Here is an 18,238-nt window from a genome sequence, read left to right as displayed (position 1 = left end):
TTGACAAAAGGAGCAGTACATTTGAGCCAGGCAAAGAAAATTTTCACCCGCATGTGTCTGAACAACTGGGGTGGAATTAATCATAAAGTATTAGAATTTAATGAATATGTGAATTTATTCAGTGGAAAAAGCGGATCTGGAAAATCGACCGTTATGGATGCAATCCAGGTTATTTTATATGGAAGCTTCAGTCCGAGTTTTTTGAACAAGGCGGCGGATGATGCCAAAAACCGCAGAAGTGTCTTAAGCTACCTCCGTGGTGAGCAGAAAGATGGTTCTGCAAACCGTGGAAACTGCGATTTCTGCTCGGTCATTGCGTTGGAGATCAAGGACACGGGAACGCACATCACTACGTGTGTGGGCATTGCGTTTGAAGTGAGAAGAAATGATTCTGAGATCAAAAAGTTTTCCTATTTCAGCCATTCCGGAAAGATGCCGGAACCGGGGTATATCACGGAGGAGGGCTTCTGTTATTCCAATCAGGATATCAAAAAGCTGGTAAATGAGAGAGCCGTATCGAAGGATAACCGTGGAAAAGGGGATGTCAACCGTATTTACGCTTCCAAGGAAGCTTATCTTGGAACGTTATATGATGTCATTTTAGGTTACATTGATCCAAACCGTTTTATCACGATGGAAAAGAGTGCAATCGCACTGAAAATGACAAACGGAACAGGACAGTTTATCCGTGATTATATGTTTCCAAAGAGCACGTCAGACACGATCGGAACGATCAGTGAGCAGTTAGATGCCTACCGCCAGATCAAGGAAAAAATTGAGGATATGCGGAAACGTATCGAACTTTTGACAGACGTAAAAGAGACCGGGCAGGAGCTGGTGACGCTCCAGACCGATATGATCCGCACAGAGAGTTTTATCCGCTGCATTGATATTGAGGATCTCCGGGCGAAAATAGAGGCAGCCGAGGAGGACAAAAAAAGATTGAAGAAGAGCAGGCACAGCTGCAGCAACAGGCAGACACGCTCGCCGAAGAGCGCGGAGAGGTCGAACAGGAGCTGATCCGTGTAAGTGCAGATTTAAAAGCCAGCGATCTTGGAAACAAACAGCAGCAGTTAGAGGAATTAGAGCAAAGAAGCCGTATGCTGATCGATAACAGCAGACAGTGGCGCAAAATCGTTCAGGGATTGAAACAGTGGGAAGAGGACGAGGTCATCACCGATTATATCAGCAATCCGGTTCTAAATCTCATTGAAACAATCGAAAATGGAAATGTGACAGAGGAAAACTGTCAGGAACTGCATTTGAAAATAGAGTCTGCAAAGCAGGATATTGAAAACGAATTTGAAGATTACAGTGAGCAGAAGCGCGAGACAGGAAAAGAACTGAAAGAAAAGCAGAAGCTTGTGGATGATATGAAAAACAATCGGAAATCCTACAGCGAGAATCTCCGTTCTGCAAGAAGTTCTCTGGAGCGGAAATTAAGCGACCGTTACGGAAGAACGATAAAAGTCCAGATTCTGGCGGATCTTTTTGATGTGGCAGACGAAGAGTGGAAAAATGCGATCGAGGGCCGTATGGGAAGGCTGAAGTTTTCTCTGATTACAGAGCCAAAGTTTGCGCATGATGCGGCGGCGGTCTTTCGTGAGATGAAACAGTTTGAGGAAGTGGATCTCATTAATTCCAAAGCGATCGCAGATAGCGAGCCGCGTGCCATGGAGAACTCTCTTTATGAGGCGGTTGAGACGAAGGAAGCCTATGTGGATGTGTGCCTGAAACGTTACCTTGGTCATATTATAAAGTGTCATTCCGTGGAAGAGTTGGAGCAGGTGAAAGACGGCGTGACACCGGATTGCTATTCCTACAGTAATTTTATTTTCCGTCATCTGCGGAAAAAGGATTATACCACAAATGCGTGCATTGGAGAGAAAGTGTCAAGGGTACGTCTGGCAGAGTACGAGGCTGACGTGGAGAGGCTTGAGAAACAGTATCAGGAACTGCATTACATGACCGAGCGCTTAAAGGCGGCAAGGGATTTTGAAAGTCTGAAAGAAGAAAAAGAATATTATGTAAACCTTTCCTGCGCAGAAAAAGAGCTTGGAAAGGTCAATAAGAAAAAATCCACACTTGAGGAGACAATCCGCACTTTGCAGGAAGGGCAGTATAAGGAATTACAGCAGAAAGAGCAGAGCCTGAAACAGCAGATGCGTGAGCTTCAGGCTTCAATCGGCGAAAATCAGGGACAGATGAGTGAGAAAATACGCCGACACGAAAATCTTTCCGGCGCAAATGACCAGCGTCGTCTGCAGTTAGAGGAGATGCTGCAGGGATACGTGCCAAATGAGGAGATTAGTCAGGAGGTGCAGGAGCAGTTGAAGAAGCGCTCCGGCCAGTCCTTGAAGAATCAGAAAAACGCAGAACTTGCAGCCCTTTCGGCAGGAGAGCAGGAGAAAGCCGAGACACTGCGCACCGCCAGAAACCGTTACATTTTTGCTTATCCGTCCAGCCAGTTTAACGGTTCAGAAAAGTCTAATGAAGCCTATGAGAAGCTTCTGGAAGAATATCAGACGGACTATGAGCCTGCATACGAAGCAGAATTTGAAAAACAGTGTGATTTTATCTACAAGAGTCTGCGTGAGAATGTGATCGCAACCATCCATGGAGATATCAAGGCGGCAAAACGCCACGCTTACGAGATCAACCGGTTACTGCGTGAGACAAACTTTTCCGACAGCACCTATCAGATCAAGATCGAGCCGGCAAAGAATGAGAATGGCCAGTTCTTTGAGATGTTAATGGCAGAGGAATTAGACAGCAAAAATCTGGATAATGCAGGTTTTGATGGCCAGCTGAGTTTTGGGGAGGATACCTTTTACCAGAAATACGAGCAGAAGATCAAACTCCTCACCGATAAATTCATGCCGCCGAGAGACGAGGACGAGCAGGTGCGCGCAAAGAAGCGTCAGGAGATGGAGCAATACGCGGACTACCGCAATTATCTCTCCTTCAGCATGTTTGAACAGGTGACAGACGAGCAGGGGAATGTCATTCGTGAAAATTTTGTCGATGATATGGCAGGAAGAGATTCCGGTGGAGAGGGACAGAACCCGAAATATGTGGCACTTTTGGCAGGTTTTGCAATGCTGTATATGCAGCAGAGCAACCGGGATTCCAAGATCAAGCTGGTGCTTTTGGACGAGGCATTTTCCAAGATGGATCAGGAGCGGAGTGCCGTCTGCCTGAAATATGCAAGAAAAATGGATCTTCAGCTCATTGTCTGTGTGCCGGATGAACGTCTGCAGTCGCTGATCCGCAATGTGGACTGTGTCTACGGATTCAGGCGTCATCAGAACCAGATCTCCATGATGCATATTGATAAGGGAGATTATTTAAAGCTCATGGAAGGTGAGCATGGACAGGGAGAGCCGGAAACTGTAAAATAGAGATAGGAACAATAGTCAGGGAGGAGACAGCATGCAGACAGGAAAAGGAATTTTAATACCATCTATATTAAAAGTTGGAAATGGTACTTTGAAAAAAATCGGACAGTATCTTAAGGCAGAGAATCTGGAACAGGTTGTAATTTTTTTCGGAAACGGACTGATCGACCTGTTTGGCATGGATGTCATGGATTCGCTGAAACAGGAAGGAATCACGGTATTGGAGTACAGCGAGTTGGACACAGTCGATATCGATGATATTATCACGCTGGCGTTTGCAATGCCGAATAAGACGCAGACCGTGATCTCGATCGGAGGCGGAAAAGTGATCGACGCCGGAAAATACGCAGCTTTTCTGCGTAATATTCCATTTATCAGTGTTCCAACCTCAAGTTCCAGTGATGGATTTTCCAGCGCAAGTGCATCTCTTTTAGTGCATGGAAAAAGAACTTCCGTCCCGGCAAAGCTGGCATATGGAATTATTGTGGATACGCAGGTCATAAGGACTGCACCGGATAAGTTTATCTATTCAGGTATTGGTGATATGATCTCAAAGATCACAGCGCTCTATGACTGGATTTTTGAGGAGAAAAGCGGATATTCAGAAGTGAATGATTTTGCGGTGATGATCGCGAAAAAGGCGGTGAACAGTTTTGTGCGGACACCGTATGAGACGATAAAAGATGAACTGTTTTTGAAAGAACTGGTGGATTCGCTGGCAATGAGCGGAATCGCAAATGAAATTGCAGGAAGCAGTGCGCCGACAAGCGGCAGCGAGCATCTGATTTCCCATGCATTGGATAAAATATTAGAAGTTCCGCAGCTTCACGGTATCCAGGTTGGCATTGCAACTTATATTATGAGTAAGGTGCAGGATCACCGCTATGTCCGGGTGGAGACTGTGCTCCGTGAGACAGGATTCTTTGACTATGCGGCGACACTTGGCATGAAGCGTGAAGATTTTATAAAAGCGATCGAGATGGCTCCGTCGATCAAACCATTCCGTCATACTTATCTTCATGAGGAAACATACCGGGAGCTTGCAAAGAAGATTGTTTTGGAGGATGAGGTGCTGCAGAAGGTTTTGGTGTAAATAGCATGCTAGAAAGGAAAAACAAATGAAAAAGAAAAATTCTACATGGTTACATTGGTCATATGGATCATTTTATTAATCTGTATGCTTTTTATGGATTTTCACATCATACCGGATACGGAACCTAATTCCATAATGTATGCCGTGATCATCATTGGAATGATAAATTCTATTGTCCAAATATTGCGTAAAGAATAAAAAGGAAAAGAGGAAACTACAATGAATTTTAACTATCATGAGCAGGAATATGAAGAATTTCCAAACTTTAAAGGCGGAGAGAAATCGCTTTACGCCAAAATGTTCCACGATGAGAAGAACCGCATTATCTACGGAAAACTGATACCGGGAGCATCCATCGGCGTACACACGCATGAGACTAACAGTGAGATCATCTATATCACAAAGGGAACAGGCAGAGTTCTTATGGATGGAGAATATGAGAAACTGGAAGCGGGTATGTGTCATTATTGTCCGAAGGGACATACCCACAGCCTCATGAATGACAGTGATGCAGAACTTGAATTTTTTGCAGTTGTCCCGGAGCAGAACTAGCTTTCATGATTGATTGCAAAGGAAGAAAAGGAAGATAGCTTATGACACTTCAACAGTTAAAATATGCATTGACGATCGCCGACTGCGGTTCCATGAATGAGGCGGCAAAACAGCTTTTTATCTCACAGCCAAGTCTGTCAGAGACGATGAAGGAGCTTGAGACAGAGATAGGATTGGATATTTTTCTGCGTTCAAACCGTGGAATCGTCATCACGCCGGAGGGTGAAGAATTTTTGGGATATGCCAGACAGGTGACAGAGCAGTTCGGGCTGTTACAGTCCAAGTATATCGATAAAAAAGTAAAAGAGAAATTCAGCGTTTCCACACAGCATTATACGTTTGCGGTGAAAGCGTTTGTGGAGACGGTCAAACAGATCGGTATGGAACAGTACGAATTTGCAGTGCATGAGACAACGACCATCAGTGTGATCGAGAATGTAAAAAACTTCAAGAGTGAGATTGGTGTACTCTATGAGAATGATTTCAATGAGAAAGTCTTAAATAAAATGTTTAAGGAAAATGGGCTGGAATTTGTGGAGCTGTTTTCCTGCGATACATTTGTATATCTGTGGTCCGGACATCCGCTGGCAAAACAGGATGTGATCACAATGGAAGAACTGGATGAGTATCCGTGTCTTTCCTTTGACCAGGGAAAAAATAATTCCCTGTATCTGGCGGAAGAGATGAAGAGCACCTATGAGTATAGGCGGCTGATCAAGGCAAATGACAGGGCAACGCTCTTAAATCTGATGATCGGACTGAATGCCTACACGCTCTGCTCCGGTATTATCTGTGAAGATTTAAACGGCGACGATTATAAAGCAGTTCCGTTAAGGGAAACTGAGAAAATGAGAATCGGATATATCAAACGAAAAGGCGCAAAAGTCAGTCATATCGGGGAATTATACATTGAAGAATTGAAAAAGTATAAGGAAAAAGTAATGTAGCTATAGGTACAACCTATAACAGATTCAAGGTTTCGCGTATTAACACATTTTAAAAACTCTTGCTATAATGGTCAATGTGAAAGGGAGATACAAAGCACATGGATCAGAACAGCAGGAGTTTTGTATTTTCAAAAAGCAGAAGAAGCAGAAAGGAGAACCGGGAATGAGAACAGCTATTTTTCCAGAAAACGGCAGAAGAATGATGTCAGAAATGATGTGCATGTGCAGATGTATGTGTATGTCTTGTATGAGCTGCGGAAAAGAAAAATGTGCGCCAGATGTTTCGGTTTGAATTTTGCTTTTATAGATAGAGCATAATAGACAGGAATCATCTTCGCGATGGAGCCTGTTATTTTTTTGTGTAACAGTCGTAAATAAAAATCAATAGGTTTTTATTTTTGAAAAGAAAGGATTCGATATGTCTGAAATAGAAGTAAAACATTTGTCCAAGACATTTGAACAAAAAAGGTGTTCATGTGGATGCCTTAAAGGATATTAACCTCACGATCGGGGCGGGCGATATTTACGGGATCATCGGAATGTCCGGTGCAGGAAAAAGTACTTTGGTACGATGCCTGAACTTTTTGGAAAGACCGACTGACGGTCAGGTGCTGATCGAAGGAAAAGATCTTGGAACTTTAAATGAGAAGGAATTGAGAAAACAGAGAAGCGACATTGCGATGATCTTCCAGCATTTCAATCTCTTGATGCAGAAGAATGTGATCGACAATATCTGTTTCCCATTACAGATTCAGGGTGTTAAGAAAAAAGAGGCGAGAGCCAAAGCAAGAGAACTGTTAAAGACAGTCGGACTTGAGGAAAAAGAGAAGGCTTATCCGACACAGCTCTCCGGTGGACAGAAGCAGCGTGTTGCCATCGCAAGAGCACTTGCATCCAACCCGAAAATACTTCTCTGTGACGAGGCGACCAGTGCACTTGATCCACAGACGACTGCTTCTATTTTGGAACTTTTGAAAAGCATCAATGAGCAGTTTCAGATCACAATCGTGATCATCACACACCAGATGTCCGTGATCCGTGAAATCTGTAACCGGGTAGCGATCATTGAACATGGAGAACTGGTGGAAAATGGTCTGGTAGAAGATATTTTCAGCCATCCAAAGTCGAAGGCAGCCAGAGAACTGATTTTAAGAGATGTTCCTGAAAACAGTGGAAAAGCAGAGGGTGCAGTTGCAGCCCAGATGGAGAGGATCCAGGGAGATAAGAAGCTGCGTATTGTATTTACAGAAAATTCCGCATTTGAGCCGGTGATCGCTAATATGATCTTACAGTTTGGAAAACCGGTCAATATTTTAAGGGCAGATACAAAAAATGTCGGCGGTGTAGCCAAAGGCGAAATGATCTTAGGTCTGCCGGATGACAGACATCTTCAGATTGATATGGAACAGTATCTGACAGAACATGGACTTGAGATTGAGGAGGTGACAGGCGATGTGGAGTAGTGAAGTGACAAATATGATTATTACCGGTATCTGGGAAACTCTTTATATGACATTAGTATCCACATTGGTTGGTTATGTGATCGGACTTCCGATGGGAATTATCCTTACGGTATCAGACAAAGACGGGATTAAACCAAATGCAGTATTATATAAGATTTTAGATGTGATCGCAAATATCGTGCGGAGTGTACCTTTTATCATTTTGCTTGTATTGCTGATCCCATTTACAAGATTAGTCGTAGGAAAGAGTTATGGTTCCACGGCAACAATCGTTCCACTTGTGATCGCAGCAGCACCATATATTGCCAGAATGGTTGAATCTTCTTTAAAAGAAGTAGATGCCGGTGTGATCGAGGCAGCAAGATCTATGGGAGCATCCAATTTTACAATTATTACAAAAGTAATGTTAGTGGAGGCAAGAACATCCCTTTTAGTGGGAGCAACTATTACATTGGGAACAATCTTAGGTTATTCCGCAATGTCAGGAGCAGTTGGCGGCGGCGGACTTGGCGCTATCGCGATCCGTTATGGATACACCAGATGGCAGACCGATATTATGATCGTCACAGTTATATTGTTGATTATCTTATTCCAGATCTTCCAGACCGTTGGAATGAAACTGGCAGATAAGTTTGATCATAGAAAATAAAGAGGAGATATAAAAACAAGGAGGATTATTATGAAGAAAAGAGTATTATCAAGTATTTTAGCAGGAGTTTTAGTAGTCAGCGTATTTGCCGGATGCGGAAGCAAAACAGAAGACAACAGTCAGGCAGCAGCAGATAACAGCACAACACCTGCAACAGAAGCAGCCGCAGAAGAGTCTGCAGAAGCAGCAGGCGGCACAGTGGAATCAAAAGGAACAATTAAAGTAGCAGCATCTGCAACTCCACACGCAGAGATCTTAGCAGCAGCAAAACCTATTTTAGCTGAGCAGGGATGGGACTTAGAGGTTACAGAGTTTGATGATTATGTATTACCAAACGAAGTTGTAGAGAGTGGCGAGATGGATGCAAACTACTTCCAGCACGTACCATATCTTGACAGTTTCAACGAGGAGAAGGGAACTCACTTAGTTGAAGTTGGAAAAATCCACTACGAGCCATTCGGAATTTATCCGGGAACAAAGAGCAGCTTAGATGATATCGCAGATGGCGATGTGATCGCAGTTCCAAACGATACCACAAACGAAGCACGTGCACTTTTGTTATTACAGGATAACGGAATCATCACATTAAAAGACGGTGCAGGTTTAGAGGCAACTGTAAACGATATCGCTGAAAATCCTTACAATGTTGAAATTCAGGAGCTTGCAGCAGAATCTGTAGCAAGAGTTGCAGATGAAGTAGCATACGTTGTATTAAATGGTAACTATGCATTACAGGCTGGTTTCTCTGTAGCAAAAGACGCACTTGCATATGAGAAATCTGATTCTGAAGCAGCGAAAACATATGTAAACGTTATTGTTGTAAAAGAAGGAAATGAGAACAACGAAGGTGTGAAAGCATTAGTTGATGTATTAAAATCTGATGAGATCAAGAAATTCATCAATGACGCATACGATGGAGCAGTTATTCCTTTCGAGGAGTAAGGATAATAAATCGGAGTTTCACTGGCGTAGTGTCGCAGATTTTGTGGTGCTTTCCTAGGGCGTGAAGGGCAGATATAAGCGTCCTCTCACAAGTTGTGATTTTATAGGTTTATGAAAAGAAAAACGGTATAAACGAAATATTATGTTTCTGTTCGCTGGCCATTCCGATAAGACTCTGAAGAGTCTTATCTCCATAGCTCACAAAGAAAATAATATTTGTTTATACCGTTTTTCTTTCATTTACGCTGTGAATGACTTGTGAGAGGACGCTTATACATGCCCGGTCAACGTCATGAATTGCACCACAAAATCTGCAATTTACGTTATGGAACTCCCGGTTATGGGATGAGTGTCTATGAGATAACGGCAAAATTCAAGAGGTTCCTACTTTATAAATCTCACTGCTCAAAAGCTATTCAGAAATGGATAGCTTTTTTAATGTCACAAAATTTTTCGTGCAAAAATAGGAAGCCGTTTGGCTCTCGTAAATACTAATAAATATTGATAAGAGGTTATCTTTTGACAGTAAATATTACATTAAATTATAAAAAACTAATAACATATGTTAATTCATATAAACTTTAGGTACATGTACTTTTAATGTATCTAAAAATATTATACATCCTGTTTTAAAGACACCCTTTATTTGCTATATGAAAAAACAGATTTTTTCATATCCTTCCCCTTCACCTGTGTCATGTAAGGGGAAGGAATAGAGATTGTTAGAATTTTTTGCATGTTCTGTTTGCAAAAAAGCTCTTACAATCTCTTGGTTGGGGATAGATGTAATAGAATATTTTCTAACACTCTGCCAATAATTTTTTTTGTTCATGTCGAACTGCTGATAATACACAGGAATATGATAAATAGTTCTCAATCCCAATAAATACTGCATATCTTCTTTTTCTGGTTCATGCGCCGTAACAATAATCAGCTTATCAGCCTTGTTATTGTTAGGATAATGATTATACTCCAATAGCTGTCCCATGGCTTCTCTAATAGCTGCTTTTACTGTTTTTGCAGTTTTCAATTCAAAGAATATCTTTTTCCCAGAAGAATCATTGCAAGAAATATCTACATAATCGTCCTCCGCTTTCACGTTTTGATAGCCATTCTTCTTCAAATAATTAACCATCGCATTTGAAAGCTCATTATGTTGGAATGTCATTATGTAATCAGATGCTTTTACTTTCACTGCACCTGTCTTTTTTGCCTTCTGAATTGTTTCAATATATCCCTTATACCCTGGCAGTGCTTTCACATACTTATCGTCCAGCTCTTTATCCGCAAGGGGGATTCCACTTTCCACATGGCTGCTCAAATATTTATCTATTATGGGCTTCTCATTCAAAATGAAGTCTTGCAAAGTATCAAGGTAATACCTATCTGCTGGATAAAAATATCTCCACCTATTTGGCTTTGTTTCCTTAAATACCTTTCCCTGCGCCTCAATTAACTCTTTGACGGCTACTACATAGGGAACTCTCTCTGCATTATCTCTACAGGACAACTCTATTGAAGATACCCCATCAGAATCACAACTCCAATTTATATTATAGATAAATTCCTTGGAGTCTGCGTTATCCCAGAAAGTCAGAACCATATAATCATCATTTCCACGGAAATACATTCCCTGTTCAAGCCTATTCTTATTGTTAATCTTTCGTGGAACAAAATAAAAATCATCATGTTCCGCTTGCCAGTCCAAAAGGAAATCTAAGCAATTTTTGTGTATTTGTAAGATATCAGTCTTCATAAACGTAACCTACTTATGCCTTAGTATTTTTTATTTTAGTATATACCAAATCAGATACCTGTTCCCATCCATCATAAAATCGAGTATAACTATCAAGTTCAATCTTTCCATCATCAAGCATATCGCTTAATATTCTCAAAAAGAATTCTCTAAACTCAGTCGCAAACTGTCATATGAACATCTCCATTAACTCATACAGATATTATATTTTTTCTAGGATAAATTCAACCTATTTTAATTTTTCATAAACTTATTCAAGCACTTACATACTGGAAGTTACTTTTTTCTTTTCGCAAACTTATCAATAACATTGTCTGCCCAAAAGTAAAAAGAAATCTGCAATTTCAGCAAATAGATTAATAATAAAATCAAACATATAAGTTTCCTCCAACTTCCGATTGAACAACTTCATTAATATCATTATTCTACCATAATTACACTTACAATCCTACTTCATTCTGTTAAAATCGATTTACAGAAGTTATAATTAATTTACTTTGAGAATGTAGATTGATTTTTGCCATTCCCTCATAGGCGTCCATCCCCTAACCGTGAGTTCCATAACATAAATTGCAGATTCTGTGGTGCAGTTCACAGCGTAAATTGGGCAAATATAAGCGTCCTCTCACAAGTCATTCACAGTGTAAATGAAAGAAAAACGGTGCAGACAAATATGATTTCCTTCGTGAGCCATGGAGATAAGACTCTATAGAGGCTTATCGGAATGCCCGGCGAATAGGAACATCATATTTCGTCTGTACCGTTTTTCTTTTCATAAACCTATAAAATCACGACTTGTGAGAGGACGCTTATATCTGTCCTTCAAGCCCTAGGAAAGCACTGCAGAATCTGCGACACTACGCTAGTTAAACTCCAGTTATCAGATTTTGATCTTCACCCACTTGCCCTGCCTGAAGCGCACGGTCGCAAAGATAAATCTGGAAATCTGATCGCCAAGCACGCCCATCCAGATACCGATGATCCCCCAGCCGAGGACATAACCACAGAAATAGGAAATGATGGTACGGATGAAAGTGACGCTTATCATGGATGCAACGGCTGTGTAAAGCGTGTCTCCTGCACCACGCAGGCATCCCATGTAGATGACCTGACAGATCTGGAAAATGACAACAAAGATTATGACATGCATAATCTGGACTCCAATTGCCACAATGTGGTCTTCCGTGAAAAACAGATGGTAGAGACCGCTGGCACCAAAATAGTAGATCGCAACCAGACAGACAGCGATGACAGCACCGATGAGACGACAGGTGCGGCCGTATTCTTTGGCAAGATCCGGATCGCCGGCACCTAAGCTTCGTCCGATCAGAGCAACTGCCGTTGCCTGCAGACCGTCGCCAAACGCAAAGGAGAGTGCCATAATGTTCATACCGACCTGATGCGCCGCCATAGCATCCGTCCCCTGATCGGCAGCCATAATAGCGGTTAACATAAAACCGATCCGCATTAGTACTTGTTCGAAAAAGACACTGTAAGCAACTTTGATCAGATTGAGAAAAGCAGACAAAGTCGGGCGGATATGCTGCTCTAATATATATGGAATATTCAAAAAACTCTCTTTTTTGAAAATGGAAGCAACACTCATAATGCAGGCAACTACGGTCCCGGATATAGTTGCGAGTGCGGCACCGCGGATGCCAAGGGCAGGAAACCAAAGCGTCCGTTGATTAGCAGATAATTTAAAAGGATATTGATTGTGTTGGAGGTCACGTTGGTACGCATGGTGATCTTTGTGTTCCCAGCACCGCGCTGGGCAGCGTTAATCCCCATCTGGATGCAGTTGAAGATCATACCGCCCATAATAATGCGGAAATATACCACAGCATCAGTGTGTGTGTCTGCTGTAGAACCGCAAAAGCCGATGATTGCACTGGCAAAAACACGAATGCAATACTTGAGATGATAGCTGCGATCACAATAAAAAGATAGCGGTAAGCAGGATCTCATTCGCAGAGTCCTGCTTCTTTTCACCCCTTCTCCGGGCAACTAAGGCTGAGATTGCAACATTTAAGGCAAAAAACAGGGCAAGTCCTAACAGTTTTGGCTGTGTGGTAAGCCCAACTGCCGCCACGGCATAGGAGCCGAGCGAGCTGACCATTAAGGAGTCGATCAGTCCGGCAAAAGCCACGAAAAAGGATTCGACAATGGCTGGCCATGCCATATCAATGGTGATTTTTAAGGTCTCTTTGTGATAGTTTCTTTTTACAAGTTGTTTTTTTAACAGGTTCATTTTTTTTCTCCATTTATGAAAAAATAAATAATATTTACAGATAAAAGCGCAGGTAGTCATACGTATTCACAACTGTACATTATAGCATGTTTTATGTAATCAGAAAAGACTGCGTTTCCTTTAAAATCTGTGGCTGGAATTTTTTGTTACGGCTCACTTTTGAATCACTTTCTTATGCAGCAAAGCAGCAAGTGTTTTACTGCTGAGTGAACAGCAACAATCTTTCTTGTCAGAAAATCGGTAGTTGTATATAATGGTTACAAGGCATAAAAATAGAGCAGATGCGGGTAAATCTATTATCTGCATAATAGATTTGAAAAATGGCGGATCAGGGCATGAAGCGTGGAATAAAAGCGATTTATTTCTGTAATGTTTGATCTCTGCTTTAATAAAGGAAACAGATATGGCAAAAGAATTAACAGAATTAGAAAAGCATTATAATAAATTTAATGAAGAAAAAAGGCTCGGACGCCGTCATGGACAGGTGGAATACCGCATTACCATGGAATACATCCATCGCTATTTAAAGGAAATGGAGCAACCGAAAATCCTTGATGTGGGCGCCGGAACAGGGCGGTATTCGGTCGCACTGGCAAACGAAGGCTATGATGTCACAGCGGTGGAACTCGTGAAGTATAATCTCGGAATTTTAAAATCCAAGGGCAGCAGCGTGAAGGCATATCAGGGAAACGCATTGAAACTGTCACGGTTTGCAGATGAAACATTTGATATGACACTGCTTTTAGGACCGATGTATCATCTGTATACATTTGAGGATAAGGTAAAAGCGTTGTGCGAAGCGAAGCGTGTGACAAAAAAGAACGGTCTTATTTTTGTGGCATATCTGATGAACGATTATGGTGTTTTGATGTATGGATTTAAGGAAAATATGGTAAAAGAGTGTCTCGGAGATGGCAGGCTGACAGAAGATTTTCACTGTGTGTCAAAAGAAAAAGATTTGTATGAATATGTCACATTATCGGACATTGAAAAAATAAATGAGGCAGTTTCTTTACAGCGTGAAAAAATCATAGCACCCGACGGCGCGGCAAATTATATGCGTCCGGTCTTAAAGGAGATGGACGAAGAAACATTTGAGCTGTTCGTCAGATACCAGATGTCTGTCGCAGAGCGTATGGACTTGATGGGGGCAAGTGCCCACACGGTTGATATTTTGCGTGTATCGTGAAGCAGATAAAAATCAGATGCAAAATTGATTATGCAATATCAAATTGCAGATTATAATAATGGAATACGCGATCATTGCAGCTTGTGAATAAAAATGCTTGTACGTGATACCCTAACTGTGAAAACAGATGTGCAATACTATCTGAATAAACAGGAGGGAAATGGTATAAAAATAATTGTTAAATTGTGATATAATTATTTTTGCCAGAAAAAAGCGAAATGGGTAAAAAACAAAAAATAACAGTGCATACAATTGTGCGCCAACGGATAAAAAGGAGACTGTATACAAAAATGACACGAACGATGAATACGTTTATGAGAATGGACAGTACGAGAGTGCGCATGGAGGAAATGGCTGCCGCTATGGAACGAACCGACAGGTTTCCGGTGTTCATAAGACTTTGAACAGGGAAGCACAGAGGGAGTATCAGGCTTTGGAGAATGCCCTGGAATATGGAACCGCAGGAAAGAAAAATGCCGAACAACGGCATCGGCTGGATTCCGAACGTGAGCTTATGAAATATCCCAACGAATTAAGCCAGCTTACAGACCGCATGGCGTCGGACAGCTGGCAGGGATAAAAATACAAATATTATATCGAGGTTTAACAAATGAATAAGAACTTGGAAGAAATTTCAGACGGAAAAAGATATGGATTAAATGATATGGTACGGGCAGCCTGCAACGATTGTGCAGGCTGTTCTTCGTGCTGTGAGGATATGGGGGAGTCGATCATCCTTGATCCATTAGATATTTATGAACTGACGAAAAATCTGAATACAACGTTTGAAAACTTATTAAAGGAGCAGATAGAGCTGCATGTGGCAGATGGCATGATATTACCGAATCTGAAAATGACGGATAAAGATGTCTGTCCGTTTTTACAAGAGAAAAGATGCAGCATTCACAGATTTCGACCGGGTATCTGCCGTGTTTTTCCATTGGGGCGGATCTATGAGGAGAACAGGCTGGACTATTTTTTACAGGTGGAGGGCTGTGTCAAAGAGAACCGCAGTAAGGTGAAGGTTTGCAAGTGGCTGGATACACCGGAACTTAAGAAAAATCAGCAATATCTGATCGACTGGCATGCATTTCGAAAGAAAATCGAATGTATTTTAGGGGAAATGTCAGATGAAAACCAGAAAAAGACGATCACGATGTTTTTGCTGAATACTTTTTACATAAATCCGTATGACACGGAGCAGGATTTTTATCCGCAATTTTATGCGAGACTGGACAGAATTGCGCAGGTGATCGCCTAAATAGCACAATAACGGCAAGGAGAAGTTATGAATTACGAAGGAATTTTGGAATTTAAGGGAACATGGCGGAATTATCAGGCAAGAGTTTTAGAACATGCAGACAGGTACATGGCAGATGGAAAAATACATATTGTAGCAGCACCTGGTTCCGGGAAAACGACATTGGGAATTGAACTGATCCGCAGGATGAATGGAAAAGCACTGATTTTAGCTCCGTCCATTACGATCCGGGAGCAGTGGATCGCAAGGATTGAGGAAGCTTTTTTATGTGAGGGCGTGCAGGGGGAAGATTTTCTTTCACAGAATTTAAAACAGCCAAAGGCAATCACGGTTGCAACTTATCAGGCATTGCACAGTGCCATGACAAGATTTCAGGGAATGCAGGAAGATGCAGGTGAGGAGAGTGGCACAGGCACAGACGAGTGCCTGACAGAAAACGAGACAGAGGAAGTAGATTACAGCGGTTTTGATCTGGTTGCGGCGATGAAAGAGGCAGGGATCGAAGTGCTCTGTCTGGATGAATGCCACCATCTGCGAAGTGAATGGTGGAAAGCATTAGAAGATTTCAAAAAACAGGTGGATAACCTTAAAATCATAGCGCTGACAGCAACACCGCCGTATGATTCCACACCGGCTATGTGGACGCGGTACATGAATATGTGTGGAGAGATCGATGAGGAGATCACGATACCGGAACTTGTAAAAGAGGGAAGTCTCTGTCCGCATCAGGATTATGTTTACTTCAATTATCCGACAAAAGAGGAGGAGCAGGAAGTCAGACGTTTTGAAGAACGCAGTAAAGCAATGACAGAGAAGCTTATGCAGGATACACAGTTTTTCACATATGTGAGAAGCCATAAGGGGCTGAGTGGACAGCTATCGGATGACCTGTTGCTGGATAATCCTGCATATCTGGCATCGCTGTTGATTTATTTACAGAGCAAAAATGTTGCATTTCCGTCCAGGCTTCAGAGGCTGCTCGGGGCAAAAAAATTACCTTCCATGAATGTACAGTGGATGGAACGTCTGTTACAGGGATTTTTGTATGATGATGTGGATTCTTACCTTTGTGACAAGGTATATCGTGAATTGTTAATTGCAGATTTAAAATCCAGTGGTCTGATAGAAAAGAAAAAAGTCGTCATGACGAAAAGTGCAGCAGTGGAAAAAATGCTCACAAATTCTCTTGGAAAATGTAACAGTATCCGAGATATTGTGTTCCATGAGTATGAGACATCCGGTCAGAATTTAAGGCTGCTGGTTTTGACGGATTACATCCGGAAAGAATATGAAAAAGCAATTGGAAATACAGAATATGACGTAAACTCGCTTGGAGTGCTTCCGTTTTTTGAAATGCTCCGGCGTGAAAATGAAAAGAAAAACAAACAAATTCGTTTTGGAGTGCTTTGCGGGACGATCGTGATCATTCCGGCGGAGGCAAAAGAGGCGTTAGAGCAGGAGATCGGAACGAGTGGAAAAGTCACATTCAGCAGGATCGGAAATCTTCCTGAGACAGATTATCTTAAGGTGACGGCTGTTGGAAATGCACATTTTCTGACAGGGGCGGTAACCAATGTCTTCTCAAAAGGCTATATGCAGGTGCTGGTTGGCACAAAATCGCTGCTTGGGGAGGGATGGGATTCTCCTTGCATCAATTCCCTGATCCTTGCAAGCTTTGTCGGTTCATTTATGTTAAGTAATCAGATGCGTGGGCGCGCTATCCGTGTGATGAAGGAACAGCCGGAAAAAACAAGTAACATCTGGCATTTAGTATGCCTGAGACCGTGGGATGAGGTGCTGAAGGCAGACGACAATCAGATCAGCGAAGATTACAGTATGCTGGAACGAAGGATGGAACATTTTCTAGGTCTGCATTACACGGAAAATACGATCGAAAATGGAATAAAGCGGCTGTCAATTATTAAAACTCCATTTAATAAAACAAATATTGACAGGATTAACAGACAAATGCTGAAAATGTCGGGACAGCGCGATACGCTAAAAAAACGTTGGGACAGTGCGCTTGCAATCTATGACAAAATGGATATTGTGGATGAGACAGAGGTGAAAGACAAGTTTGTGACGAGTGTTGTTTTCTGGGATGCGATTCTCACAATGATCCTGTCAGCAATTTTATTCCTGATCGGGGCAATTGGGGCAGGTGTCGTGGCGGGAGCGTCCCGAAATGGACATTTAGCCGGAATCTGCTATTTCTTCATTGTTGTCGGACTGACTGGAATTATGATACGTTTTCCGAAAATTTTCATGCTGTGGAGTCCGTTAAAAAGATTAAAGGCATTTGGAAATGGAATCCGTAAAGCGCTGGAGGAGCAGCAGCTTCTGGAAGAAACACACTGCAAAGTAGTGGCAGAATCGCCGGGACCGGATAACCATATCATTTATCTGTCCGGTGGAAGCGGCAGGGATAAAGCGTTGTTTGCGCAGTGTGTCAATGAGTTTTTTGATGTGATCGACAACCAGCGTTACATACTTGTGAAAAAGAAGGGTCGGAAAGGACTGAACGGTTTCTATGCCATTCCAAATTGCTTTTCGAAAAAGAAGGAGGATGCGGAATGTTTCGCAAAATGCATGCATCCGTATATTGGAGGCTATGACTGTGTGTATACAAGAAATGAAAAAGGAAGGGAACTTCTGTTAGAAGGCAGGGTAAAGGCACTTGCCAATCGGGAGGAGCGTTGTATTTCCCATAAAAAAGTAAAAGGGGCATTGGAGTAAG

Annotated in this window: 16 protein-coding genes and 1 pseudogene; 13 read left to right on the top strand and 4 right to left on the bottom strand. The window is 42.0% G+C overall.

The annotated features are described in order from the left end of the window. From ROSEINA2194_RS23090 to ROSEINA2194_RS13335, 9 genes and pseudogenes are all read left to right on the top strand, one after another. Entirely contained in the window at window positions 1-1,020 is a 1,020-nt protein-coding gene (locus ROSEINA2194_RS23090) for an AAA family ATPase (RefSeq protein WP_330370505.1), read from the top strand. An 80-nt stretch (window positions 1,021-1,100) separates the two neighbouring features. Next, window positions 1,101-3,401, top strand: coding sequence for an SbcC/MukB-like Walker B domain-containing protein (locus ROSEINA2194_RS13370; RefSeq protein ID WP_007888168.1), 2,301 nt, complete (start codon window positions 1,101-1,103; stop codon window positions 3,399-3,401). Between the two features lie 31 nt (window positions 3,402-3,432). Continuing rightward, window positions 3,433-4,491, top strand: coding sequence for an iron-containing alcohol dehydrogenase family protein (locus ROSEINA2194_RS13365; RefSeq protein ID WP_007888166.1), 1,059 nt, complete (start codon window positions 3,433-3,435; stop codon window positions 4,489-4,491). A gap of 219 nt (window positions 4,492-4,710) precedes the next feature. Continuing rightward, window positions 4,711-5,043, top strand: coding sequence for a cupin domain-containing protein (locus ROSEINA2194_RS13360; RefSeq protein ID WP_007888162.1), 333 nt, complete (start codon window positions 4,711-4,713; stop codon window positions 5,041-5,043). A 41-nt stretch (window positions 5,044-5,084) separates the two neighbouring features. Continuing rightward, window positions 5,085-5,990, top strand: coding sequence for a LysR family transcriptional regulator (locus ROSEINA2194_RS13355; RefSeq protein ID WP_007888160.1), 906 nt, complete (start codon window positions 5,085-5,087; stop codon window positions 5,988-5,990). A gap of 120 nt (window positions 5,991-6,110) precedes the next feature. Next, complete coding sequence (locus ROSEINA2194_RS13350) at window positions 6,111-6,308, top strand: hypothetical protein (protein ID WP_044928071.1); 198 nt, start codon at window positions 6,111-6,113, stop codon at window positions 6,306-6,308. Window positions 6,309-6,408: 100 nt separating this feature from the next. Then, a pseudogene (locus ROSEINA2194_RS13345) lies at window positions 6,409-7,453 on the top strand (methionine ABC transporter ATP-binding protein). Next, on the top strand, window positions 7,443-8,102 hold the full coding sequence (locus tag ROSEINA2194_RS13340) for a methionine ABC transporter permease (protein WP_007888149.1): 660 nt from the start codon (window positions 7,443-7,445) through the stop codon (window positions 8,100-8,102). Before ROSEINA2194_RS13345 ends, ROSEINA2194_RS13340 begins: the two are co-directional and overlap by 11 nt. Before the next feature lie 30 nt (window positions 8,103-8,132). Then, window positions 8,133-9,044 carry a MetQ/NlpA family ABC transporter substrate-binding protein gene (locus tag ROSEINA2194_RS13335; protein ID WP_007888145.1) on the top strand — a complete coding sequence of 304 codons (912 nt, stop codon included), beginning with the start codon at window positions 8,133-8,135 and terminating at the stop codon, window positions 9,042-9,044. Between the two features lie 649 nt (window positions 9,045-9,693). Here the strand turns inward: ROSEINA2194_RS13335 and ROSEINA2194_RS19845 are convergent. The 4 genes from ROSEINA2194_RS19845 to ROSEINA2194_RS21510 all read right to left on the bottom strand — a co-directional run bounded on the left by ROSEINA2194_RS19845 (window position 9,694) and on the right by ROSEINA2194_RS21510 (window position 13,051). Further along, window positions 9,694-10,800: a TdeIII family type II restriction endonuclease gene (locus ROSEINA2194_RS19845; RefSeq protein WP_007888143.1), complete on the bottom strand. Its 1,107-nt coding sequence runs from the start codon at window positions 10,798-10,800 to the stop codon at window positions 9,694-9,696. Between the two features lie 880 nt (window positions 10,801-11,680). Further along, a complete protein-coding gene (locus tag ROSEINA2194_RS21520; RefSeq protein WP_217284421.1) occupies window positions 11,681-12,370 on the bottom strand; it encodes an MATE family efflux transporter in 690 nt (229 codons plus the stop codon). 47 nt (window positions 12,371-12,417) lie between these two features. Then, a complete protein-coding gene (locus tag ROSEINA2194_RS21515; protein WP_081453920.1) occupies window positions 12,418-12,768 on the bottom strand; it encodes an MATE family efflux transporter in 351 nt (116 codons plus the stop codon). Then, on the bottom strand, window positions 12,734-13,051 hold the full coding sequence (locus ROSEINA2194_RS21510; RefSeq protein ID WP_217284420.1) for an MATE family efflux transporter: 318 nt from the start codon (window positions 13,049-13,051) through the stop codon (window positions 12,734-12,736). The genes ROSEINA2194_RS21515 and ROSEINA2194_RS21510 overlap by 35 nt, the downstream gene beginning before the upstream one ends. Window positions 13,052-13,454: 403 nt before the next feature. On the opposite strand from ROSEINA2194_RS21510, the gene ROSEINA2194_RS13320 reads away from it, so the two are divergent. The 4 genes from ROSEINA2194_RS13320 (at window position 13,455) to ROSEINA2194_RS13305 (ending at window position 18,237) form a co-directional block, all read left to right on the top strand. Continuing rightward, on the top strand, window positions 13,455-14,240 hold the full coding sequence (locus tag ROSEINA2194_RS13320) for a class I SAM-dependent methyltransferase (protein WP_007888131.1): 786 nt from the start codon (window positions 13,455-13,457) through the stop codon (window positions 14,238-14,240). A 400-nt stretch (window positions 14,241-14,640) separates the two neighbouring features. Further along, window positions 14,641-14,820, top strand: a complete 180-nt coding sequence (locus tag ROSEINA2194_RS13315; RefSeq protein WP_007888119.1) for a hypothetical protein — start codon at window positions 14,641-14,643, stop codon at window positions 14,818-14,820. Between the two features lie 30 nt (window positions 14,821-14,850). Beyond that, window positions 14,851-15,501 carry a YkgJ family cysteine cluster protein gene (locus ROSEINA2194_RS13310; protein ID WP_007888118.1) on the top strand — a complete coding sequence of 217 codons (651 nt, stop codon included), beginning with the start codon at window positions 14,851-14,853 and terminating at the stop codon, window positions 15,499-15,501. A gap of 27 nt (window positions 15,502-15,528) precedes the next feature. Beyond that, on the top strand, window positions 15,529-18,237 hold the full coding sequence (locus ROSEINA2194_RS13305; RefSeq protein WP_007888116.1) for a DEAD/DEAH box helicase family protein: 2,709 nt from the start codon (window positions 15,529-15,531) through the stop codon (window positions 18,235-18,237). Window position 18,238: the final 1 nt, after the last annotated feature.

Source organism: Roseburia inulinivorans DSM 16841 (assembly GCF_000174195.1).
GTDB lineage: Bacteria > Bacillota > Clostridia > Lachnospirales > Lachnospiraceae > Roseburia > Roseburia inulinivorans.
This window is presented reverse-complemented; position numbering and strand designations above follow the sequence as displayed.

Coding starts and splice junctions, on each gene's coding strand:
- ROSEINA2194_RS21515 (WP_081453920.1), bottom strand. CDS start 12,768: ATGAGATCCTGCTTACCGCTATCTTTTTATTGTGATCGCAGCTATCAT.
- ROSEINA2194_RS13310 (WP_007888118.1), top strand. CDS start 14,851: ATGAATAAGAACTTGGAAGAAATTTCAGACGGAAAAAGATATGGATTA.
- ROSEINA2194_RS13370 (WP_007888168.1), top strand. CDS start 1,101: ATGCTGATCGATAACAGCAGACAGTGGCGCAAAATCGTTCAGGGATTG.
- ROSEINA2194_RS13305 (WP_007888116.1), top strand. CDS start 15,529: ATGAATTACGAAGGAATTTTGGAATTTAAGGGAACATGGCGGAATTAT.
- ROSEINA2194_RS13335 (WP_007888145.1), top strand. CDS start 8,133: ATGAAGAAAAGAGTATTATCAAGTATTTTAGCAGGAGTTTTAGTAGTC.
- ROSEINA2194_RS13340 (WP_007888149.1), top strand. CDS start 7,443: ATGTGGAGTAGTGAAGTGACAAATATGATTATTACCGGTATCTGGGAA.
- ROSEINA2194_RS13360 (WP_007888162.1), top strand. CDS start 4,711: ATGAATTTTAACTATCATGAGCAGGAATATGAAGAATTTCCAAACTTT.
- ROSEINA2194_RS13355 (WP_007888160.1), top strand. CDS start 5,085: ATGACACTTCAACAGTTAAAATATGCATTGACGATCGCCGACTGCGGT.
- ROSEINA2194_RS13365 (WP_007888166.1), top strand. CDS start 3,433: ATGCAGACAGGAAAAGGAATTTTAATACCATCTATATTAAAAGTTGGA.
- ROSEINA2194_RS13320 (WP_007888131.1), top strand. CDS start 13,455: ATGGCAAAAGAATTAACAGAATTAGAAAAGCATTATAATAAATTTAAT.
- ROSEINA2194_RS21510 (WP_217284420.1), bottom strand. CDS start 13,051: ATGAACCTGTTAAAAAAACAACTTGTAAAAAGAAACTATCACAAAGAG.
- ROSEINA2194_RS19845 (WP_007888143.1), bottom strand. CDS start 10,800: ATGAAGACTGATATCTTACAAATACACAAAAATTGCTTAGATTTCCTT.